At 63.2% G+C, this 21,246-nt stretch carries 16 protein-coding genes and 1 pseudogene; 6 read left to right on the top strand and 11 right to left on the bottom strand.

Features of this window, described 5'->3' with window-relative positions:
- Positions 1–4: 4 nt before the first annotated feature.
- The 4 genes from LU684_RS11080 to LU684_RS11065 all read left to right on the top strand — a co-directional run bounded on the left by LU684_RS11080 (position 5) and on the right by LU684_RS11065 (position 6,320).
- The gene (locus LU684_RS11080) at positions 5–1,681 is read left to right on the top strand and encodes an aryl-sulfate sulfotransferase (RefSeq protein ID WP_232894641.1); all 1,677 of its coding nucleotides are present in this window, start codon (positions 5–7) and stop codon (positions 1,679–1,681) included.
- Between the two features lie 338 nt (positions 1,682–2,019).
- The gene (gene gabD / locus LU684_RS11075; protein WP_016484375.1) at positions 2,020–3,462 is read left to right on the top strand and encodes an NADP-dependent succinate-semialdehyde dehydrogenase; all 1,443 of its coding nucleotides are present in this window, start codon (positions 2,020–2,022) and stop codon (positions 3,460–3,462) included.
- 182 nt (positions 3,463–3,644) lie between these two features.
- The gene (gene gabT, locus LU684_RS11070; protein WP_016484376.1) at positions 3,645–4,922 is read left to right on the top strand and encodes a 4-aminobutyrate--2-oxoglutarate transaminase; all 1,278 of its coding nucleotides are present in this window, start codon (positions 3,645–3,647) and stop codon (positions 4,920–4,922) included.
- Positions 4,923–5,060: 138 nt separating this feature from the next.
- The gene (locus LU684_RS11065) at positions 5,061–6,320 is read left to right on the top strand and encodes a response regulator (protein WP_023048203.1); all 1,260 of its coding nucleotides are present in this window, start codon (positions 5,061–5,063) and stop codon (positions 6,318–6,320) included.
- A 53-nt stretch (positions 6,321–6,373) separates the two neighbouring features.
- Here LU684_RS11065 and LU684_RS11060 read toward each other — a convergent pair whose 3' ends face one another.
- Both LU684_RS11060 and desA read right to left on the bottom strand, forming a co-directional pair.
- Positions 6,374–7,402: a GGDEF domain-containing protein gene (locus tag LU684_RS11060; RefSeq protein WP_096425453.1), complete on the bottom strand. Its 1,029-nt coding sequence runs from the start codon at positions 7,400–7,402 to the stop codon at positions 6,374–6,376.
- A 99-nt stretch (positions 7,403–7,501) separates the two neighbouring features.
- Complete coding sequence (desA, locus tag LU684_RS11055) at positions 7,502–8,686, bottom strand: delta-9 fatty acid desaturase DesA (RefSeq protein WP_016484379.1); 1,185 nt, start codon at positions 8,684–8,686, stop codon at positions 7,502–7,504.
- Positions 8,687–8,832: 146 nt separating this feature from the next.
- On the opposite strand from desA, the gene dibA reads away from it, so the two are divergent.
- Positions 8,833–10,728, top strand: a complete 1,896-nt coding sequence (gene dibA / locus LU684_RS11050) for a phosphodiesterase DibA (RefSeq protein ID WP_016484380.1) — start codon at positions 8,833–8,835, stop codon at positions 10,726–10,728.
- A 28-nt stretch (positions 10,729–10,756) separates the two neighbouring features.
- Here the strand turns inward: dibA and LU684_RS11045 are convergent, their stop codons facing one another.
- The 9 genes and pseudogenes from LU684_RS11045 to tcyJ form a co-directional block, all read right to left on the bottom strand.
- Complete coding sequence (locus LU684_RS11045) at positions 10,757–11,401, bottom strand: methionine ABC transporter permease (protein ID WP_023048205.1); 645 nt, start codon at positions 11,399–11,401, stop codon at positions 10,757–10,759.
- Positions 11,391–12,500 (bottom strand): methionine ABC transporter ATP-binding protein, encoded by a 1,110-nt coding sequence (locus LU684_RS11040; protein ID WP_191087153.1) that lies wholly within the window; start codon positions 12,498–12,500, stop codon positions 11,391–11,393. The genes LU684_RS11045 and LU684_RS11040 overlap by 11 nt, the downstream gene beginning before the upstream one ends.
- 1 nt (position 12,501) lies before the next feature.
- Complete coding sequence (locus LU684_RS11035; protein WP_060518093.1) at positions 12,502–13,302, bottom strand: MetQ/NlpA family ABC transporter substrate-binding protein; 801 nt, start codon at positions 13,300–13,302, stop codon at positions 12,502–12,504.
- Positions 13,295–14,685: pseudogene (locus tag LU684_RS11030) on the bottom strand (LLM class flavin-dependent oxidoreductase). Before LU684_RS11030 ends, LU684_RS11035 begins: the two are co-directional and overlap by 8 nt.
- Positions 14,685–15,866: an SfnB family sulfur acquisition oxidoreductase gene (locus LU684_RS11025; RefSeq protein ID WP_232894639.1), complete on the bottom strand. Its 1,182-nt coding sequence runs from the start codon at positions 15,864–15,866 to the stop codon at positions 14,685–14,687. Before LU684_RS11025 ends, LU684_RS11030 begins: the two are co-directional and overlap by 1 nt.
- Before the next feature lie 139 nt (positions 15,867–16,005).
- Positions 16,006–17,247, bottom strand: coding sequence for an SfnB family sulfur acquisition oxidoreductase (locus LU684_RS11020; protein WP_096425458.1), 1,242 nt, complete (start codon positions 17,245–17,247; stop codon positions 16,006–16,008).
- A gap of 326 nt (positions 17,248–17,573) precedes the next feature.
- Positions 17,574–18,332 carry an L-cystine ABC transporter ATP-binding protein TcyN gene (gene tcyN, locus LU684_RS11015; RefSeq protein WP_016484386.1) on the bottom strand — a complete coding sequence of 253 codons (759 nt, stop codon included), beginning with the start codon at positions 18,330–18,332 and terminating at the stop codon, positions 17,574–17,576.
- 2 nt (positions 18,333–18,334) lie between these two features.
- Positions 18,335–19,003, bottom strand: a complete 669-nt coding sequence (tcyL, locus tag LU684_RS11010) for a cystine ABC transporter permease (RefSeq protein ID WP_016484387.1) — start codon at positions 19,001–19,003, stop codon at positions 18,335–18,337.
- Positions 19,000–19,794 carry a cystine ABC transporter substrate-binding protein gene (gene tcyJ / locus LU684_RS11005; protein WP_023047209.1) on the bottom strand — a complete coding sequence of 265 codons (795 nt, stop codon included), beginning with the start codon at positions 19,792–19,794 and terminating at the stop codon, positions 19,000–19,002. The genes tcyL and tcyJ overlap by 4 nt, the downstream gene beginning before the upstream one ends.
- Before the next feature lie 331 nt (positions 19,795–20,125).
- Between tcyJ and epsC the strand changes: the two genes are divergently transcribed.
- Positions 20,126–21,058: a serine O-acetyltransferase EpsC gene (gene epsC, locus LU684_RS11000; protein WP_060518080.1), complete on the top strand. Its 933-nt coding sequence runs from the start codon at positions 20,126–20,128 to the stop codon at positions 21,056–21,058.
- Positions 21,059–21,246: the final 188 nt, after the last annotated feature.

Below are 21,246 nucleotides of genomic sequence, written 5' to 3'. Positions count from 1 at the left end.
TGCCATGAATGCCAAGACCGAAACCCCTGCACTGCCTGAAGGCGCCTGTCTGACCGCCAAGGTTCCCGAGCGTGACGAGGCGCTGCTCGGCGATGTGGTTGTGAACCCGTACCGCCTGGCGCCGCTGACCGCGATCATCCGCGACGGCGGGCGCAGCCTGAGTGATGCGCATGTGCGTGTACTGGGGCGTGGCGAGCGCGGTGTGGACGTTGTCTATGACGTGTCTGACCGTTCGTTGTGGACCTACGGCGGCATCCCGGTATTCGGGCTGTACCCGGACTACGTCAACCAGGTCGAGGTGACCTACAAGCTCGACGGCGAGCGCATTCGCGAGCAGTACCAGATCTACGCCCCGGCCGTGCGCCTGCCGGTGGTGGCCAGGCAGACCGCCGCGTTGCCGGAAGTGCAGCCGGTCAAGGTAGCGCCAGGCTTTGAAAAGCGCCTGTACCTGTTCAACCACCTGCAGGGTGACATCCCGGGCGGCCGCGCCTTCAAGTGGAATGCCCTGGGTGGCGCAGCGGAATGGGACCAGGTGGGCAACAACTGGATTGCCGACAGCAATGGCGATGTGCGCTGGTACCTGGATATCGAACAGATCCACGACTCCAACCGTCGCGATGGCTTGGGCGGCACCATGGGCTTCCAGCAGACCCGCGACGGCAAGCTCATCTGGGGCCAGGGCCAGACCTACTCCAAGTACGACCTGCTGGGTCGGCGCATCTGGCAGCGCAGCCTGCCCGACAAGTTCGCCGACTTCTCCCACGAAATCCGCGAAACTGCCAACGGCACTTACCTGCTGCGGGTGGGCACCAGCGACTACCGGCGCCCCGACGGCAAACGTGTACGTTCGATTCGCGACCACATCATCGAGGTCAGTGAGGCCGGGGACGTACTGGACTTCTGGGACCTCAACCAGATCCTCGACCCCTACCGTGGCGACCTGCTGGAAACGTTGGGTAAAGCGGCTATCCAGTTGCCGGAAGGGGTGCAGAAGCAAGACGAGCGTCTGGCGAATGAACTGGCCGAGGGCGACTTGCCCTTCGGCGACACCCCGGGGGTGGGTACCGGGCGCAACTGGGCACACGTCAATGCCATCGATTACGACGCCGATGACGACAGCATCATCGTTTCAGCACGGCATCAGGGCGTGGTGAAGATTGGTCGCGACAAGCAGGTGAAGTGGATTCTGGCCTCGCCCCAAGGCTGGCCTGAGCGCCTGCGCGATAAAGTGCTGACGCCGGTTGCGAGCGCAAGCTTCGACTGGTCGTGGACCCAGCACACCGCCTGGCTGACCGGCAAAGGCACGCTGACGGTGTTCGATAACGGCTGGGGGCGCGACTTTGCGCCAACCAGGCTTGCCGGCAACTACAGCCGGGCGGTGGAGTACCGTATCGACGAGGCCAAGGGCACGGTCGAGCAGGTGTGGGAGTACGGCAAGGAGCGTGGCGACGAGTGGTACAGCCCGGTGACCTCGGTGGTGGCTTACCGGCCAGAGACCGACACCCAGTTCATCTATTCGGCTTCGGTGAACTTCCTGACCCCCGAGAAACTGACCACCACCGTGCTCAACGAGGTACGGCGCGGGACCCAGGAGGTGCTGGTGGAGTTGAAGGTGCATAGCCGGCAGCCGGGCAGTGTTGGCTACCGGGCTCTGGTGATCGACCTGGCCAAGGCATTCTGATCCATCCCCTTCGGGAGGGCCGTCGGTCCTCCCTTCACATTTCCTTCAGCCCGTTCGTCTAACCTGTACTGGCCCTTTCGCGGGCACGCCCGCTCCCACAGGTACCCCACCGGTCTCCAATTCGGTGCAGTACCTGTGGGAGCGGGCGTGCCCGCGAAGAGGCCGGTTGCCACTACCCAAATGATGAAATTTCCGCCCGGCTGTTCAACCATTCGTTCTTTTTTTCGAACAGCCTATTGTCCAACACCCCAGCAGCCGCTTAGCATTCGTTTGAGATTTCAAACGCTCGATGCCCTGCCTTGGGCGCTTTTCAACAATCAACAATTCGGGAAGCCGACATGCAGCTCAAAGACGCTCAGTTGTTCCGCCAGCAAGCCTACATCAATGGTGAGTGGCTGGATGCGGACAATGGCCAGACCATCAAGGTGACCAACCCGGCCACCGGTGAAGTCATCGGCACCGTGCCGAAGATGGGTACCGCGGAAACCCGCCGTGCCATCGAAGCTGCCGACAAGGCCCTGCCGGCCTGGCGTGCACTGACCGCCAAAGAGCGTTCGGCCAAGCTGCGTCGCTGGTTCGAACTGATGATCGAGAACCAGGACGACCTGGCTCGCCTGATGACCACCGAACAAGGTAAGCCACTGGCCGAAGCCAAGGGCGAAATCGCCTACGCCGCCTCGTTCATCGAGTGGTTCGCCGAAGAGGCCAAGCGCGTCTACGGTGACACCATCCCGGGCCACCAGCCAGACAAGCGCCTGATCGTCATCAAGCAGCCAATCGGTGTTACCGCGGCCATCACCCCGTGGAACTTCCCGGCCGCCATGATCACCCGTAAAGCCGGCCCGGCCCTGGCCGCTGGCTGCACCATGGTGCTCAAGCCTGCTTCGCAAACCCCTTACTCCGCCCTGGCCCTGGTCGAGCTGGCCCACCGTGCCGGTATCCCGGCTGGCGTGCTGAGCGTCGTGACCGGCAGCGCTGGCGAAGTTGGCGGCGAACTGACCGGCAACTCCCTGGTACGCAAGCTGTCCTTCACCGGCTCGACCGAAATCGGTCGCCAGCTGATGCAAGAGTGCGCCAAGGACATCAAGAAGGTTTCTCTGGAGCTGGGTGGCAACGCCCCCTTCATCGTGTTCGACGATGCCGACCTGGACAAGGCGGTTGAAGGCGCGATCATCTCCAAGTACCGCAACAACGGCCAGACCTGCGTCTGCGCCAACCGTATCTACGTGCAGGACGGCGTTTATGACGCGTTCGCCCAGAAGCTGGCCGCTGCAGTTGCCAAGCTGAAGATCGGTAACGGCCTGGAAGACGGCACCACCACGGGCCCGCTGATCGACGGTAAAGCTGTCGCCAAGGTTCAGGAACACATCGAAGACGCCGTCTCCAAAGGCGCCAAGGTGCTGTCCGGTGGCAAGCTGATCGAAGGCAACTTCTTCGAGCCGACCATCCTGGTCGACGTGCCTAAAACCGCCGCTGTCGCCAAGGAAGAGACCTTCGGCCCACTGGCGCCGCTGTTCCGCTTCAAAGACGAAGCCGAAGTCATCGCCATGTCCAACGACACCGAGTTCGGCCTGGCTTCGTACTTCTATGCCCGCGACATGAGCCGTGTGTTCCGTGTTGCCGAAGCCCTGGAATACGGCATGGTGGGTATCAACACCGGCCTGATCTCCAACGAAGTGGCACCGTTTGGTGGCATCAAGGCTTCGGGCCTGGGCCGCGAAGGTTCCAAATACGGTATCGAGGACTACCTCGAAATCAAATACCTGTGCATCAGCGTCTGATAGCACGGTAAAGGCTTTACCTCTGCCAGCGGGGCGCGAGAGCGACGTCTCGCTGGCCTTTTTTACATCGCAGTACCTGGTGGCCAGGGCGTTTACGGCAGTCGATCAACGAATACTGTGCGCGAGCACTCCCAGCCACCCCCGAATAAAAGCGCCATTCCTGTCGGCGCAATGAGGGCATTATGAGCAAGACCAACGAATCCTTGATGCAACGTCGTGTAGCTGCCGTCCCACGTGGCGTTGGCCAGATCCACCCGATCTTCGTCGACACCGCGAAGAACTCGACCGTGATCGACGTTGAAGGCCGCGAACTGATCGACTTCGCCGGCGGCATCGCAGTACTGAACACCGGCCACCTGCACCCGAAAGTGGTTGCAGCCGTGCAAGAGCAGCTGACCAAAGTCAGCCACACCTGCTTCCAGGTGCTGGCCTACGAACCCTACGTAGAGCTGTGCGAAAAGATCAACAAGCTGGTCCCAGGCGACTTCGACAAGAAGACCCTGCTGGTCACCACCGGCTCCGAAGCCGTTGAAAACGCCGTCAAGATCGCCCGTGCTGCCACTGGCCGTGCTGGCGTCATCGCCTTCACCGGCGGCTACCACGGCCGTACCATGATGACGCTGGGCCTGACCGGCAAGGTCGTGCCGTACTCCGCTGGCATGGGCCTGATGCCAGGCGGCATCTTCCGCGCCCTGTTCCCGAGCGAACTGCACGGTATCAGCGTTGACGACGCCATTGCTTCGGTCGAGCGCATCTTCAAGAACGACGCCGAGCCGCGTGACATCGCCGCGATCATCCTCGAGCCGGTACAAGGCGAAGGCGGCTTCCTGCCAGCGCCGAAAGAGCTGATGAAGCGCCTGCGCGCGCTGTGCGACCAGCACGGCATCCTGCTGATCGCCGACGAAGTTCAGACGGGTGCTGGCCGTACCGGTACCTTCTTCGCCATGGAACAGATGGGCGTTGCGCCTGACCTGACCACCTTCGCCAAATCCATCGCTGGCGGCTTCCCGCTGGCCGGTGTGTGCGGTAAGGCCGAGTACATGGACGCCATCGCCCCGGGCGGCCTGGGCGGCACCTACGCCGGTTCGCCGATCGCTTGCGCCGCGGCCCTGGCCGTGATCGAAGTGTTCGAAGAAGAAAAACTGCTGGACCGCAGCAAGGCTGTAGGTGAGCGCCTGACCGCTGGCCTGCGCGAAATCCAGAAGAAGCACCCGATCATCGGCGACGTCCGTGGTCTGGGCTCGATGATTGCTGTTGAAGTCTTCGAGAAAGGCACTCACACCCCGAACGCTGCTGCTGTTGGCCAGGTTGTTGCCAAGGCACGCGACAAGGGTCTGATCCTGCTGTCCTGCGGCACCTACGGCAACGTTCTGCGTATCCTGGTACCGCTGACTGCCGAAGACGCACTGCTGGACAAAGGCCTGGCCATCATCGAAGAGTGCTTCGCTGAACTCGCTTGATGTGACGCGCTTCTGAAAAAACCCGCTTCGGCGGGTTTTTTTTGTGCCCTGAAAAGCCATGTGGCGCTATGGTTGTCGGAGGACTGGCTTTGGAAGCTGCGACGGAACGTGTGTCAGGCTATTCAGGAGTAGTTGGCGATGAACGCTGCAGACCCCACCCCACCCAGCGTACTGATTGTGGAAGGCGACCCGTGGGTGCGTGACATGCTCAGCGAGATGCTGCTCAGTGTGCGCTGCGATGCCCGCCTGCAGGTGTGCGCCGATGGGGCGCAGGCACTCAGCGCGCTGTCCAGCAAGCCAGACCTGATTATCGCCGCCCGCGAGCTGGCCGGTGTCGATGGCCTGGACCTGTTGCGCAAGGTGCGCGCCAAAGGGCCGGGCTTGCCGTTCATCCTCATGAGCAACCGCAGCGACAGCGCCAGTGTGCGCGAGGTGTTGCCCCTGCACCCCACTGCCTACCTGAGCAAACCCCTGAACCTGGACAACCTGCGCAAGCGCCTGGAAGAGCTGCTGCTGGCCGTTGGCGAAGAAATCGCCTGCCCGGTGCCGGCGTTGCAGGCAGGTGCCAGCCTGCCCACCTACCTTGAGCAGCGCCGTGCTACCGCCGATGGCGGGCCGCTGTTGGCCGACGTGCAGGTGGCGATCAAGCGGGCGCTCAACCCTCAGGGCCTGAACCTGAAGGTGCTCGAAGAGGAAGTGCGTAACGACCCTCAGGTTACCGCCGTCCTTATCGCGGCTGCCAACAGCGCTGCGTTGCACCGTGAAGCGCCGGTGCAAACCTTGCTGCAGGCCCTGAACAAGCTTGGCAGCACCCAGAGCATGAATCTGATTCTGGGCATGACCCTCAAGCGCAGTGCACGGCTCAGCGACCCGTTGCTGGCGCAGCACGCGGCCGGGTATTGGCAGCTTTCACTGCATACGGCCGAATATGGCCGTACATTGGCGCGCATGCTCGAGCTGGACGAAGGGCGCTGCTATTGCGCGGGGTTGCTGCATTGCCTGGGCGACCTGGCCGTGTTGCGCTGCCTGCAAGAGTGGCGGTTGGCCGGGGGCGAGCTAGACGAACATAACGTGCAGCAATCGTTGGATGAGTTCGGAGCAGCGTTCGGCTCGGCGCTGCGGACACGCTGGCGTTTGCCGCTGGCCTTGCGCGAATTGATCGCGGCGATCTACCAGTTGGGCGGCGGCGTGTATTCGCGGGAGATCCTGGCCATGAACCTGGCGGGGCAGTTGTCGCGGCTGCCGGCCGAGCAGGGGCTGGAGAAAGTGGCCAGTGGCAAGACCGCGCGCTTGCTGAAGATGGGCCTGCCGGAGCTGAACCGGCTGCGCAAGGTGGATAACCCGGAGGTGAAGCCCCAGGAAGAGCCGCCTGTGGCGGAGGCTGAAGCGCCCAGCTGAGATGTTGGGGCCGCTTTGCAGCCCCAGTCATACCATTACCTGCGCAGGATGGGTCAGCCGCGGACGATCTGGTTCTTGCCTTGCCGCTTGGCTTGGTACATCGCCGCATCGGCCCGGGCATACAGGCTGTCCAGTGCCACATCTTCTTCGGTCAGCCCGGTCAGCCCCTGGCTCACCGTCACCCCGTACGTCTGCTCACCGTGGATGAAACTCAACCGCTGGATCTGCCGCTGCAAGCGTTCGGCAATCTGCTCGGCCACCTGCGTATTGCAACCGGGGAACACGGCCGCAAACTCCTCGCCGCCAATGCGCCCGAACAGGTCGCCACGGCGTAGCACGGCCTTGCCGCTGTCGGCGATGTGTTGCAGTACCTGGTCACCTTCCTGGTGGCCGTAGCTGTCGTTGATGCGTTTGAAGTCGTCGATGTCCAGCAGCAGGAAGGCCAGCGGTGTACCGTCTTCTCGGGCGCTGTCGAAGGCCTGCTGGGCGCATTCGAAGAAGTGCCTGCGGTTGCTGCTCTGGGTCAGCACGTCAGTGGTGGCCAGGCGCTGCAGTTCGCCTTCAAGCTGCTTCTTCTCGGTGATGTCTTCGGCGATACCGACAATGATTACCCGGTCGCCCACGTGTTGCTGGTTGATATAGCACTTGTCGCTCAGCCAGCGCAGTTGCCCGTCGGCATTCAGGATGCGGTACTCGCGGTCTTCCACAGCGCCCTTGAGCAGCACTTGGGCCAGGCTGCGCTCGGCGAACTCGAGGTCGTCAGGGTAGATACTGTCACGCCATTCGTTGTAATCGGCCAGCAACAGGCTGACCGGGCGGCCGAAGATGCGTTCGTATGCGGGGCTTACGTACAGCACCTGACGAGTTTCCCAGTCAAATGCCCAGAGCACCGCGTTGACGCTGTCCAGCAACGAACTGAACAGCTGATCGCGCTCGCTCAGGCGGGCTACCTCGCCTTGGGCGTGCAGGAGCGCAAGTAAAGTCTTGGCGGCTTCGGGAGGCGGGGTGCCGGGCAATGTCGTTGGAATATTCTTGGCCATGTGCACGAAGCGGGTCTCGACGTAAAAGCGTGCGGCCAGCATCCGGCCCGCCACGCGGGCGATGTGCCAAATTTGAGTGGAGTCGAGGTGGCTAAGTTCCGAACGGCACGCACCGAAATGGGGCGTGCCGATCAACGGCGGTCAGGCGCCGGTCGGGCGCAGGGAGTAGGTCTTGAGTTGTGCTGCGAAGTCGCGCAGGGCGTGGATGCCGCTGGTTTCGGCCTCGTGTATCCAGTCCTTCATGGCAGCCAGCATGTCGTGGCCGTTGGCGCTGGTGCGCGCCCAGATCTGCTGCAGGGCCAGGCGCTTTTCGTAAATGGTCTTCAGCGCCTGGCTATGGGCAAGCATGGACTCGATACGCACATGGTGGCGGTCTTCCAACAAGCTGGTTTCACGCGACAGCAGGCGCTTGGCGCGGCGGAAGTGGTGGCGCACCGAAGCGTCCACCCGGGCCAGCTCCTGCTTGACCAGCGGGCCGATCACCAGCTTGCGGTACTGGGCCATGATCTGGAAGCGGTTGTTGAGGATGGCCATGGCGGTGTCCATGTCCAGGCTTGCCTTGCCGGCCACCCGGTGGGCGATTGGCGCCACGCGCTGTACCTTGGCCAGGCGCAGCAGGCAGAACAGGCGTATCCACGCCCAGCCCATGTCGAACTCCCAACGCTTGACCGACAGCTTGGCCGAGTTGGGGTAGGTGTGGTGGTTGTTGTGCAGCTCTTCGCCCCCGATGACGATGCCCCAAGGCACCAGGTTGGTGGCAGCATCGCGGCATTCGAAGTTGCGATAGCCGAGGGCATGGCCCAGGCCGTTGACCACACCGGCGGCCCAGAATGGAATCCACATCATCTGTACAGCCCAGATGGTGATGCCGGCGGTACCGAACAGCAGCAGGTCGATCACCGCCATCAGCGCGATCCCACCCAGCTTGTAGCGCGAGTAGAGGTTGCGCTCGATCCAGTCATCCGGGCAGTTTTTGCCATAGATGCGCAGGGTTTCGGGGTTGCGCGCCTCTTCACGGTACAGCTCGGCACCCTTGCGCAGCACAGTGCCCAGGCCCTTGTACACCGGGCTGTGCGGGTCGTCGGGGGTTTCGCACTTGGCGTGATGCTTGCGGTGGACGGCGGTCCATTCACGGGTGTTCTGCGCCGTGGTCAGCCACAGCCAGAAGCGGAAGAAATGCTTGAGCGCGCCATTGAGCTCCAGGGCCCGGTGCGCGGAGTAGCGATGCAGGTAGACCGTGACGCTGACAATGGTCACGTGGGTCATCAGCAGAGTGATGCCGACCAGTTGCCAGGCCGACAAGTCGAGCAGGCCGTTATACCACATAGATGTAAATACCCTCGAAATGCGGGGGGAAGGGCTGATTATCCCTTGGCGGGGAAATAAAACCAGTCAACCGTTTAGATAGGAGGTCACGACATGTTTCAGCCTTTATAATGCCCACTCCTTTTTGATGGGCTTTTCCACCCGACATGTCTGTTTCCGTTCGCGACGCCTTGCGCATGGCTGCGCTGTATGTGGTGCTCTCGATCCTCTGGCTGGCGCTGGCCGAGGTGATGCTGCACGGCATGGCTGACGATCCCCTGGCACTGGCCGTGGGGCGGCAGATCAATGTGGTGCTGTGGGTGTTGTTCAGTGCCGTGCTGATCTATGTTTCGAGGGTGCGGCTGCTGAACTTCATCGGCATTGGTGCGCGCTTGCGCTGCGAGGACCGCGAGCGGCTGCGCATGGCTGCTGCAGTGTTCGACAGTACCCTCGAAGGTGTGCTGGTCACCGACCGCCAGGGCCTGATTGTGCACGTCAATCGTGCCTTCATGCGCATCACCGGCTACCAGCAGGATGAGGTGATCGGCCAGCGCCCGAGCAAGTTCAAATCGGGCCGCCACGGCCAGGCGTTCTACCAGCAGATCTTTGCCACCCTGGCCGAGCAGGGGGAGTGGAGCGGCGAAATCTGGAACCGGCGCAAAAGCGGCGAAATCTATCCGCAATGGCAGACCATCTGCGCCATCCGCGATGACGACGGTGAGCTGAGCCATTACGTGGCGGTGTTCAGTGATATCAGTGCGATCAAGCATTCGGAGCAGGAACTGGCCTACCTGGCCCACCACGATCCGCTCACCGGCCTGCCCAACCGCCTGCTGTTCACCGACCGGGTCGAGCAGGCCCTGGCGGCCGCTCAGGCCAACAAGCGCGGTTGTGCCCTGCTGCTGTTGGACCTGGACCATTTCCAGAGTATCAATGACGGCCTGGGCCACACCATCGGTGATCAGTTGCTGAAGCTGGTGGGCGAGCGCCTGGGCGAGGTGCTGGGCAATGGCGTGACCCTGGCACGCCTGGGTGGCGACGAGTTCGGTGTGCTGGCCGAGAACTGCCAGCAGGTCGGCCAGGCGGGCAAGCTGGCGCAGTGCATTATCGAACGCATGCGCGAGCCGTTCCTGTTCGAGGAAAATCGCCTGTTCATCAGTGCCAGCGTCGGTATCAGCCTGTTCCCCAGCGACGCCCTGAGCGCCGAGCAGTTGCTGCGTAATGCCGACGCGGCGTTGTACAAGGCCAAAAGCAACGGCAGGGCCTGCTATGCGCTGTACACCGAAGAGCTGACTGCTCACGCCCAACAGCGGGTCGAGACCGCCGGTGAGCTACGCCGGGCCCTGGAGCAGGATGAGCTGCGGGTGTACTTCCAGCCGGTACATGACCTGGCGACAGGCCGGCAGGTCGGGGTCGAGACACTGGTGCGCTGGCAGCACCCCCAGCGCGGCCTTGTGCCGCCGGGCGAGTTCATCCCGATTGCCGAGCGCACCGGGCTGATTGCCGAAATCGACACCTGGGTGCTGCGCCAGGCCTGCCTGCAAATGGTGCAGTGGCAGGCCGAAGGCCGGCAGTTGGCATTTGTGGCGGTGAACATCTCCAGCCGGCTGTTTGGCCAGCACGAGCTGTACCAGCAGGTTGCCGAAGTGCTGCACGACACCGGCCTGGCGCCGGCGCTGCTGGAGCTGGAAGTCACCGAGAGCGCCGTGATGGAAGACCCGGAAGTGGCGCTGGAGCAGTTGCACCGTTTGCGCGAGCTGGGCGTGACCCTGGCCATCGACGACTTTGGCACCGGGTATTCGTCGTTGCTGCGGCTCAAGCGTTTGCCGGTGCAGAAGCTGAAAATTGATCAGGGCTTCGTTGCCGGGTTGCCTCTGGATGAGGATGACATCGCGATCGTGCGGGTAATCATTGCCCTGGCACGCAGCATGGGCATGCAGGTGCATGCCGAGGGCATCGAGCAGGCGGAGCAGGCCAGCTTCCTGCTGCTGGAGCAGTGTCAGCTGGGGCAGGGGTACTGGTTCGGGCGGCCGGTGCCGGCTGCGGATCTTCGCTGGGATTGAGACCCAGGGCCCGCTTTGCGGCCCTCGTCTATCGCTTGTTCAGGCCCTTCGCCAGGCGGTCCCCACCCAGCTGGATCAACGCCACCAACGCCACCAGCATGGCAATCACGGTCAGCATGATCTGGCTGTCAAAGCGCTGGTAGCCATACCGGTAGGCAATGTCGCCCAAGCCCCCGGCACCGATCGCACCGGCCATGGCCGAGGAGTTGATCAGGGTCACCAGGGTAATGGTGAACCCCCCGACGATGCCCGGCAGCGCCTCGGGCAACAGCACGTGCCAGACGATGTGCCAACGCCGACAGCCCATGGCCTGTGCAGCTTCCACCAAACCATGGTCGACTTCGCGCAGGCTGACCTCGGCAATGCGCGCAAAAAACGGCGTGGCGGCAATGGTCAGCGGCACCACCGCCGCCCACACCCCGTAGGTGGTGCCTACCACCAGGCGGGTGAAGGGGATCAGCGCGACCATCAGGATCAGGAACGGGATCGAGCGGAACAGGTTGACGAAGGCGCCCAGCACCCGGTTCAGCAACGGTGCCTCGAAGATTCCGCCCTTGTCGCTGGTGACCAGCAGCACCGCCATGGGCACCCCCACCAGCAGGGCGATCAGCGACGACACGCCGACCATCAGCAAGGTGTCGAGCAAGCCGTCCAGCAGGCGATCAAACCACATGGCCCAGTACCTCCACGTCCTCGGCCCAGCGGCGGGCACGTTCCAGCAGTTGATGGGTGTCGTGCGGCGAATGTTGCACCGACAGGATCAGTTGCCCCAAGGCATGCTCGCCGATGGTTTCCACGCCGCCCTGCAGCAGGCGTACGCGGCCGCCCAGATCGTTGAACAAAGCAGACAGCTCGGGCTCACCGAGCAGGGTCAGTTTCAGCACTACAGCGCTGTCGCGGCTTACCGGGCTGGCCCGCAAGCTGGCTTGCAGTGCGGCAGGCAACCTGGCCTGCAACGGCGCTAGCAGGGTGCGGGTGACCTCGTGGCGTGGGGCACCGAACACCCGCCAGACTTCGCCCTGCTCGACCACTTCGCCGCGCTCCAGCACGACCACCCGGTGGCAGATATCGCGGATTACCGCCATTTCGTGGGTGATCAGCACGATGGTCAGGCCCAGCCGCTGGTTGATGTCGCGCAGCAACTCAAGGATCGAAGCGGTGGTTTCCGGGTCCAGCGCCGAGGTAGCTTCGTCGCACAGCAAAATCTCGGGGTCGTGTACCAGCGCCCGGGCAATGCCGACGCGCTGTTTCTGCCCGCCAGACAGCTGCGCCGGGTACACGTGGTGCTTTTCCTGCAAACCGACCAGCTCAAGCAAAGCGCGCACCTTGCGCTGGCGCTCGGCCTTGGCCACGCCGGCCACTTTCAACGGCAGTTCGACGTTTTGCCATACGGTCTTGGCCGACATCAGGTTGAAGTGCTGGAAGATCATGCCGATGCGCCTGCGCAGCGCCACCAGGTGGTCCTCATCGAAAGGCGCGATGTCCACCTGGTCGATCAGCACCCGGCCCTGGCTGGGTTGCTCCAGGCGGTTGATGGTACGCAGCAGTGAAGACTTGCCGGCACCGCTGCGGCCGATGATGCCGAAGATCTCGCCATGGCGGATGTTCAGGTCGATGCCTTGCAAGGCCGGTTGCGGCTGGCCAGGGTAGGTCTTGCCCAGGCCGATAAAGCGTACATGGGCTTCATTGACCTCCGGGCGCAGGGCCTGTTCCTTGACCGGTGGCGGCGATGGTTGTGGTGCAGGCGCCCTGAGCGCGTGGGCCTGGCTCATGTCAGCCTTCCCAACCGGCTTGGTAGAGCTTGCCGTGGGCTTTGTCCAATGCTGCGCGCACCACCGGAGAGTGCTGGTAGATGTCGACGAACCTGGCCAGCCGTGGGTCGTCCTTGCTTTGCGGGCGGATGACGAACTGGATCACGTATTCCTTGTTTTCCAGGCCGTCGAACAGCAATGCTGAGGTGGCATCGAAGGTGTTGGCCAGGCGGATGTAGGCCGGGTAGCCCTGCACCAGGTCGGCGTCGTCGTAGGCGCGGACCAGCTGAACCGCCTCGACCTGAAGGATTTTCAGCTTTTTCGGGTTGGCGACGATGTCGTCCTCGGTGGCCTTGTAACCAACACCTGGCTTCAGGGTGATCAGCCCGGCCTTGGCCAGCAGTTGCAGGCCACGGCCGCTGTTGATCGGGTCGTTGGCGATCGCCACGCTGGCGCCCTCAGGCAGCTCGGCAAAGCTCTTGTACTTTTTCGAGTACAGGCCAACGTTGTTGATGATGCCCGAGGCGTAAGGCACCAGGTTGAAGCCCGCAGCAGCCTTGGCGTTCTCCAGGAACGGGATGTGCTGGAAGTAGTTCACGTCGATGTCGCCGCTGTTGAGGCTGACGTTGGGCGCGATCCAGTCGCTGAATTCGATCAGCTTCACTTCCAGGCCTTGCTTGTGCGCTTCTTCCACGGCGGCTTCCAGCGGAATGGCAAAAGCCGAGGTGGTGCCGATCTTCAGCGGTTCGGCAGCCAGGGCACTGGCGGACAGGCCCAGGGTGAGGGCAATGGCCGCGACGGGCCGGAACAGTTTCTCAAGCATGGTGCAGGGCTCCAGTCGGGGCAGGGGTTGGGGTAAAGCGGTAGGTCGAGCCCGGGTGGTCGGCGGGCAGGTGCGGGTGGTCGGCCTGGAACAGCTTTTCGCGCAGGGTGCCTTCGGCATAGGCGGTCTTGTAGCGGCCACGCTGTTGCAACTGCGGGATGACCAGGTCGATGAAGTCCTCGAAACTTTCCGGGGTGACGGTGCGGGTCAGGTTGAAACCGTCCAGCCCGGTTTCGTCGATCCAGGCGATCAACTGTTCGGCCACCTGTTCCGGTGAGCCGACCAGGGTTACGTAGCGGCCACCCAGGGCGTGCTGTTCAAGCAGGCGACGGCGGGTCCAGGCGCTGTTCTGCAACTGGCGCGTGGCGGACTGGATGGCATTGCCCTGGCTGAAGCCAATCGGCTCGTCCAGCCCGTAGGCCGCAAGTCGATGCCGGTGGAGGCGGCGAAGTGCGCGACGCCGGCCTCGGGGCTTGCATGGCGCAGGTATTCGGCATGCTTGGCCTGGGCCGCTTGCTCGGTAGGGGCGACGATCACCGTGATGCCCATGAACACTTTGATCGCTTGCGGGTCGCGCCCGGCGGCCTGGGCGGCAGCGCGCACCTTGTCGACCTGGGCGCGGGTGGCGGCCTTGTCCTGGCCACTGATGAACACGCATTCGGCATGGTTGCCGGCGAACGCCAGGCCACGCTGCGAGCTGCCGGCCTGGAACAGTACCGGGGTGCGTTGCGGCGAGGGTTCGCTCAGGTGATAGCCCTCGACGTTGTAGAACTCGCCGTGGTGGCTGACCTTGCGCACCTTGTCGGGCTGGGCATAGATACGCTGCTCGCGATCTGCGACCACCGCGTCATCGGCCCAGCTGCCTTCCAGCAGCTTGTAAAGCACTTGCAGGTATTCGTCGGCCTGGTCGTAGCGACGGTCATGCTCGGGTTGCTGCTCAAGGCCCATGGCCCGGGCGGCGCTGTCGAGGTAGCCGGTGACGATGTTCCAGCCCACCCGGCCATTGCTCAGGTGGTCGAGGGTGGAAAGCCGCCGGGCGAACAGGTATGGCGCTTCGTAGGTGAGGTTGGCGGTAAGGCCGAACCCCAGGTGGCGGGTGACGGCAGCCATGGCCGAAACCAGCAGCAGCGGGTCGTTGACCGGCAGCTGGATCGACTCCTTGAGGGTGACGTCCAGCGACTGGCCGTAGATGTCGTAGGTGCCGACGATGTCGGCAATGAATAGCCCGTCGAACAGGCCGCGCTCCAGCAGGCGGGCCAGATCGGTCCAGTATTCCAGGGACTTGTACTGGGTCGAGGTATCCCGTGGGTGGGTCCACAGGCCGTGGTTGATGTGCCCGATGCAGTTCATGTTGAAGGCATTGAGCAGAATCTGCCTGGCCATCAGATGGTCCCCCGGCGTGGCGGGTTGGTATCGTTGAGGTAGTAGTTGCCGATGGCGTGATACTTCCAGCGCACCGGGTCGTGCAGGGTGTGCACGCGGGCGTTGCGCCAGTGGCGGTCGAGGTTGTGCTCGGCCAGCGTTGCCTGGCTGCCGCCCAGTTCGAACAGGGCAGTACCGGCAGCGAGCGAAATCTCGGTGCTGATGGCACGTGCTTCGGCCACGGCAATGGAGGCGGCGGCCACGTTGTCGGCCGTGCTGTCGTCGCGGGCGCGGTCGAGGTATTCGCCGGCGCGCTCCAGCAGGGCTTCGGCGGCATGCAGACGGATCGCCAGGTGGCCGAAACTCTTCAGCGTCAGCGGGTCATCCGTAGCCTTGTCCAGGCCCGAGTCGACCCACGGGCGGCTGCGGGTGCGCACGAAGTGCAGGGCATCTTCATAAGCGGCGCGGGCGATGCCAGTGTCGATGGCAGCATGAAGAATTTGCGCCAGCGGCCCGACCGGCGTGGGGCGCTCGAACGCGCTCTGGAACGGCACCACATCGGCGGCGCTGACGTACACGTTGTCAAACACCACCGAACCGCTGCCAGTGGTGCGCTGACCGAAGCCGCTCCAGTCGTCGATCACCTGCAAGCCCTGGCTATCGGCCGGGACGAAGGCCAGCTGCTGCACGCCTTGTTCATCGACGACCGAGGTGGGAATGCGCTGGGCGTAGATGGCGCCGGTGGAATAGAACTTGCGGCCGTTGATGCGAAAGCCGTCGCCGTCACGGCTCAGGCGGGTGGTGCGATCGTTGGCGGTTTTGGTGCCCAGCTCGGCCAGCGCATTGCCGAAGCGCCGGCCGGCGAGTACTTCGGCGTACAGGCGCTGTTGCTGCTCGGGGGTGCCGTTTACCCGCAGCACCTCCAGGCCGTAGAAATGGTTTTGCGGGATTTGCCCGAGCGAGCCGTCGGCCTGGGCGATACGGGCGATGACCTTGGCCAGGGTGACGTGGGACACGCCGGCGCCGCCAAAGGCCTTGGGCACGCTGATGGCCCACAGGCCGGAGCGGGTGAACAGCTCCAGCTCGGTATGCGGCAGGCGGCGCTCGCGATCGCGCAGGGCGCTGTCGCGGCGCAGTTGCTGGGCGATGTCTTCGGCGACATTCAGGGCTTCGGTGTCGCTGGTGATGATTTTTGTAGTCATGTTGTTTCTCCGGGGCCATTGGGGCCGCGTCGCCACCCTTTCGCGGCACAAGGCCGCTCCTACAAGGGGTCGCACACGGCTTTGTAGGAGCGGCCTTGTGCCGCGAAAGGGCTGCAGGGCAGCCCCAAGGGCCTAAAAATCAGATCCAGGAATGCCGCGCAGGCAGGGTGCCGTTGAGGTGGTACGCGCCCACCGCGTGGTACTTCCAGCGCACCGGGTCGTGCAGGGTGTGCACCCGGGCATTGCGCCAGTGGCGGTCGAGGTTGAACTCGGCAAGGGTGGCGCGGCTGCCGGCCAGTTCGAACAGCTTCTCGCTGGCCTGCAGGGCAATTTCGGTGGTCAGCACCTTGGCCTCGGCCACCGCAATCGAGGCGCGTGCCGCGCTGGCTGCGTCGATGGGCGCAGCATTGACCTCGTCGAGTACCCGCGCGGCTCTGCGTAGCAGCGCTTCGGCAGCGTGCAGTTCGAGCTTCAGGCGGCCGATGTCGGCAATCACATAAGGGTCGTCACTGGCGCGGTCCACGTTGGCTTCGATCCACGGGCGGGACTTTTCCCGCACGAACGTGATCGCATCGTCGATTGCCGCTTCGGCAATACCGGCGTCGATCGCCGCCTGGATCAGCTGCGAGGCTGCGCCCTGGATGTTGGGGATGTCACGCTGGCGCCAGTTGTCGATCACCAGCTCCGCGTCTACCGGCACCTCGTCCAGCAATACAGTGCCGCTGGCGGTGGTGCGCTGGCCGAACCCGGACCAGTCATCGACGATGCGCAGCCCCGGGCTGCCACGGCGCACGAACGCCAGGCGCTGACGACCTTCCTCGTCGAGGGCTTTTACCGCCACCCAGTGGGCGAACAGGGCACCGGTGGAATAGAACTTCTCGCCGCTGATGCGATAGCTGTCGCCGGCGCGGGTGATCCGGGCCTTGAGGGTGAGGGTGTCCTTGGTGCCGCGTTCGGGGCCGGCATTGCCGATGCGCCAGCCGTCGAGCACGCTGCGGAAGATCAGCGCCTGTTGCGCCTCGGTGGCTGTCAGGCGAATCAGTTGCAGCATGCCGAACTGGTTCTGCGGGATCTGCCCCAGGGCCGGGTCGGCGGCACTGATCAGGCGGAACACTTCGGCCACGGTTTCGAACGTCACGTCGGGGCCGCCGTGGGCCTTGGGTACGCTGATGCTGCCCAGGCCGCTGCGGGTGAACAGCTCGATCTCCGCCCACGGCAGTTTGCGTTGCTGGTCGCGGCGGGCGGCTTGCTCGCGGGCAACCTCGGCCAGTTCACGGGCCGCTTGCAGGGCTTCGGCGTCGGTGCGCAGTACCTTGGCCGGCAGCAGCAGGGGCGAGCTGTCGAGATCGCTATGGAATTGGGTATTTGGCTGGCTGGACATCAGTACCGCTCCTTGGCTGCACTCAATGCCCTGGCGATACGCACTGGGGTGATTGTGATCCTGACCATTCCTGACCTCACAAAAAAGTTGTGTCGCTACAGCTGGTCGCGACAAATGTGTGCTGGTCCGGTGGTCCGGTTTATATACCCTAATGCTTTATAAAAAGTTTATGAACTAACTCTTTGGAATATGTATAGAAGGAGGGATTTGTTACAGATGTGCCGGCCCTTTCGCGGGCACGCCCGCTCCCACAGGTACTGCACAGGTATTGAAACCGGTGCGACACCTGTGGGAGCGGGCGTGCCCGCGAAGAGGCCGGAACAGGTTTACTCGGAGGCGGCAGTGCCGAGGAACTTGCGCAGGAACTGGCGGGTACGCTCTTCCTTCGGCGCCGCAAACAGTGCCTTGGCCTCGCCCTGTTCCACGATCACGCCCTTGTCGAAGAAGATCACCCGGTTCGCTACGTCCCGGGCAAAGCTCATCTCGTGGGTGACAATGATCATGGTGCGTTTCTCCTCGGCCAGGCCGCGGATGGTCGCCAGCACTTCACCCACCAGCTCCGGGTCCAGTGCCGAGGTGGGTTCGTCGAACAGGATCACCTCCGGCTCCATGGCCAGGGCGCGGGCGATGGCCACCCGCTGCTGCTGTCCGCCCGACAGGCGCCGTGGGTAGGCGTCTTCCTTGCCTGCCAGACCGACCTTGGCCAGCAGGCGCCGGCCCAGTTCGATGGCTTGCTCGCGGGGCGTCTTCTTGACGATCACCGGCCCCTCGATCACGTTCTCCAGGGCGGTACGGTGGGGGAACAGGTTGAAGTTCTGGAATACGAACCCGGCCTGCTGGCGCAGGCGGCGTATCGCACTTTGCTGGCCACCCAGCGGGCGGTTGGCATCGATGCTGATGGCGCCTATCTTGATCTGCCCGGCGTCGGGGGTTTCCAGCAGGTTCAGGCAGCGCAGGAAGGTGGTCTTGCCCGAGCCGCTGGGGCCGATGATGGCCACCACTTCGCCGGGCTGCACGGTCAGGTCGATGCCGTTGAGCACGGTCTGGCCCTTGAACTGCTTGGTCAGGCCTTTGACTTCAATCATGCTCATTGCTCCTGGTCATGCTGGTTGACCCGCGCTTCCATGCGGTTCTGGAAGTGCGCGAGGATGCTGCACAGCACCCAGTAGATGACCGCGACCGCCACGTACATGGTGAACACTTCGAAGGTGCGTGCGGTAATCAGCTGCGCCTGGCGGAACAGCTCTGGCACCTGGATGGTCGCGGCCAGCGCAGTGTCCTTGACCAGTGAAATGAAGCTGTTGCCCAGCGGGGGCAGGGCGGTACGCAAGGCTTGTGGCAGGATCGCCCGGCGCATGGCCTGGACGCGGGTCATGCCGATACTGGCTGCGGCTTCCCACTGGCCACGGTCGATCGAGGAGATTGCAGCGCGCAGGATCTCGCAAATGTAGGCCGCCATGTTCAGCGACAGGCCGATCAGCGAAGCCGGGATGGGATCGAGTTCGATGCCGATCTGCGGCATGCCGAAATAGATCACGAACAACTGCACCAGCAGCGGCGTGCCGCGGAAGAACGACACGTAGATCCGCGCCAGCCAGTTCAGCGGCAAGAGCTTCGACAGCCGCATCAGCGCCAGGGCAAAGCCCAGCAGCAGGCCGAAGAACATGCCGCCGACACTGAGCAGCACTGTATAACCCGCGCCCTTCAGCAGGAAGGGCGCGGAGTCGACAACGAGTTGCAGGCTTTCAGCAATCATTTGGTGACATCGGCACCGAAGTATTTTTCGGACAGCTTGGCCAGTCTGCCGTCAGCCTTTAGCTTGTCGATGGCCTTGTTGATGGCCGCCAGCAGTTCAGGCTCGCCCTTACGCAGCGCCACGCCGCTTTCCAGGCGCGAGAAGGCATCGCCGGCCAGTTCGGTGTCTTTGGCTTTTTGCGCGTATTCCAGCGCGGCCAGGCGGTCGATCAGGATGGCATCGATACGGCCGTTGCGCAGGTCGGCGAACTTGCTCGGGTCGTCTTCATAGGTGCGCACTTCGGCTTTCGGGACGTCTTGCTTGACCCACTGTTCGTAGTTGGTGCCCAGGCCCACGCCGACTTTTTTGCCGGCCAGGTCTTGCGCGGTCTTGATGTTCAGGTCCGCGGCTTTCTTCTTCAGGATCAGGGCCTGGATGCCCGAAACGGTATAGGGCTCAGAGAAATCGTATTTCTTCTTGCGCTCCTCGGAGATGGTCACCTGATTGACCACCACGTCCAGGCGCTTGGATTCCAGCGCGGCAAGGATGCCATCCCACTTGGTCGGCTGGATCTTGGCCTTGACCCCCAGCTCCTTGGCCAGGAGTTCCGAAAGCTCCACTTCGAAGCCCGCCAGCTTGCCGTTCTCGTCCTGGAAGCTGAACGGTGGGTAGGTGCCCTCGAGGCCGACGTTGATCACGCCTTTTTCCTGGATGGTCTTCAACTGCTCGCCGGCGAACGCCTGGCTGAGCAGGCCGGCACCCAGCAGGATGGCCAGGCTGGCGTTGAGTAGCGGTTTGGCGAATTTCGACATGTCAGAGCCCCGCGCTTGTTGTGTAAGTAGTGAGGTGGCGACTATAGGGTTGGCTTTTTAGGCCAGGAAATACTAAAAAATTATTTTGTTATTCCCTTTTTGGTTTGTGCCAGGTGCTGGCTGCTTTGAGGGTAGGCGAGGATGCTCGCTACGTCATCGCGGCTTATGCCTGACTTAGCGCAGGATGGAATAAAGCGTTGTTTTTTCCAAGGGACGGATTTGCCGTAGAGTGGGCTGTATGTAAGCAGGGTGGGCCTCTTCGCGGGTAAACCCGCGAAAGGGCCTGGCCTGCCGATAAAAATAGTTTGGCCGACTCAGGCAGGAGAAAACCGTGAGCGAACAACCTTCATCCGCGCACTGGCAGTTGCACAGCATTGTCACTGGCCTGCGTGGCGCCCGTGAGCAATGGCGCACCCGCAATGGCCGTAGCATTGGCGAACAGGGTGGGCGTGAGTTGCCGTCGCGCGAAGCAATGCGGCAGATCCTGGAGCAACTGTGCGGCGCGTTGTTCCCCATGCGCCTTGGGCCTGTGGACCTGCGCGAAGAGAGCGAAGACTTCTACGTTGGCCATACCCTGGATGCCGCGCTGACTGCATTGCTGACCCAGGCGCGCCTGGAGTTGCGCTATGCCGCCCGGCAAAGCAAGGCTGAGCTGGCCAGCGTCGATGCCCAGGCATTGAGCCTCATCCAGGGCTTTGCCGCCGCGCTGCCGGAGTTGCGGGTGCTGCTCGACACCGACGTGCTGGCCGCCTACCACGGCGACCCCGCCGCGCGCAGCGTCGATGAAGTGCTGCTGTGCTACCCGGGTATCCTGGCGATCATCCACCACCGCCTGGCGCACCACCTGTACCGGGCCGGCCTGCCACTGCTGGCACGGATCAGTTCGGAGCTGGCGCATTCGGCCACCGGTATCGATATTCACCCGGGCGCACAGATCGGCCCGAGCTTCTTCATCGACCACGGTACCGGGGTGGTCATTGGTGAAACCGCGATCATCGGCGAGCGCGTGCGTATCTACCAGGCGGTGACCCTGGGCGCCAAACGCTTCCCCAGCGATGAGTCCGGCACCCTGCACAAAGGCCTGCCGCGCCATCCGATTGTCGAGGACGATGTGGTGATCTACGCCGGGGCCACGGTGCTGGGGCGTATTACCATCGGCAAGGGTTCGACCATTGGCGGTAACGTGTGGCTGACCCGCAGTGTGCCTGCTGAAAGCAACATCACCCAGGCCAACCTGCAGCTGGATTGCCAGGACAAGAATTGATCTAGCATTTGCTTAGCCTGTACCGGCCCTTTCGCGGGTTTACCCGCGAAAGGGCCGGTACAGGACAACACCAATCAGCGCCCCAATTCGCATTGAAAACCGATCCATGTTTAACTTGAACGCTTGTTCAATGAAAAACGCTGGTCCGCTGCCGGTGTTCAACAGGAGGATTCCTTTGCTGAACCCGT

The sequence above is a fragment of the Pseudomonas sp. NMI542_15 genome, from assembly GCF_021283425.1.
Lineage (GTDB): Bacteria > Pseudomonadota > Gammaproteobacteria > Pseudomonadales > Pseudomonadaceae > Aquipseudomonas > Aquipseudomonas fortuita.
Note: the sequence above shows the minus strand (reverse complement) of the source record. Positions and strands in the feature narration are given on the sequence as shown.

Bases quoted from the DNA above. Each gene is read 5' to 3' on its own strand.
- tcyN (WP_016484386.1), bottom strand. From the start codon at position 18,332: ATGATTGAAGTCAAAGGCCTGACCAAGCAGTTCAAGGGCCAGACCGTG.
- LU684_RS11045 (WP_023048205.1), bottom strand. From the start codon at position 11,401: ATGTGGTTTGATCGCCTGCTGGACGGCTTGCTCGACACCTTGCTGATG.
- LU684_RS11040 (WP_191087153.1), bottom strand. From the start codon at position 12,500: ATGAGCCAGGCCCACGCGCTCAGGGCGCCTGCACCACAACCATCGCCG.
- tcyJ (WP_023047209.1), bottom strand. From the start codon at position 19,794: ATGTCGAAATTCGCCAAACCGCTACTCAACGCCAGCCTGGCCATCCTG.
- gabT (WP_016484376.1), top strand. From the start codon at position 3,645: ATGAGCAAGACCAACGAATCCTTGATGCAACGTCGTGTAGCTGCCGTC.
- LU684_RS11035 (WP_060518093.1), bottom strand. From the start codon at position 13,302: ATGCTTGAGAAACTGTTCCGGCCCGTCGCGGCCATTGCCCTCACCCTG.
- desA (WP_016484379.1), bottom strand. From the start codon at position 8,686: ATGTGGTATAACGGCCTGCTCGACTTGTCGGCCTGGCAACTGGTCGGC.
- LU684_RS11065 (WP_023048203.1), top strand. From the start codon at position 5,061: ATGAACGCTGCAGACCCCACCCCACCCAGCGTACTGATTGTGGAAGGC.
- gabD (WP_016484375.1), top strand. From the start codon at position 2,020: ATGCAGCTCAAAGACGCTCAGTTGTTCCGCCAGCAAGCCTACATCAAT.
- LU684_RS11025 (WP_232894639.1), bottom strand. From the start codon at position 15,866: ATGACTACAAAAATCATCACCAGCGACACCGAAGCCCTGAATGTCGCC.
- dibA (WP_016484380.1), top strand. From the start codon at position 8,833: ATGTCTGTTTCCGTTCGCGACGCCTTGCGCATGGCTGCGCTGTATGTG.
- LU684_RS11020 (WP_096425458.1), bottom strand. From the start codon at position 17,247: ATGTCCAGCCAGCCAAATACCCAATTCCATAGCGATCTCGACAGCTCG.
- tcyL (WP_016484387.1), bottom strand. From the start codon at position 19,003: ATGATTGCTGAAAGCCTGCAACTCGTTGTCGACTCCGCGCCCTTCCTG.
- LU684_RS11080 (WP_232894641.1), top strand. From the start codon at position 5: ATGAATGCCAAGACCGAAACCCCTGCACTGCCTGAAGGCGCCTGTCTG.
- LU684_RS11060 (WP_096425453.1), bottom strand. From the start codon at position 7,402: ATGCTGGCCGCACGCTTTTACGTCGAGACCCGCTTCGTGCACATGGCC.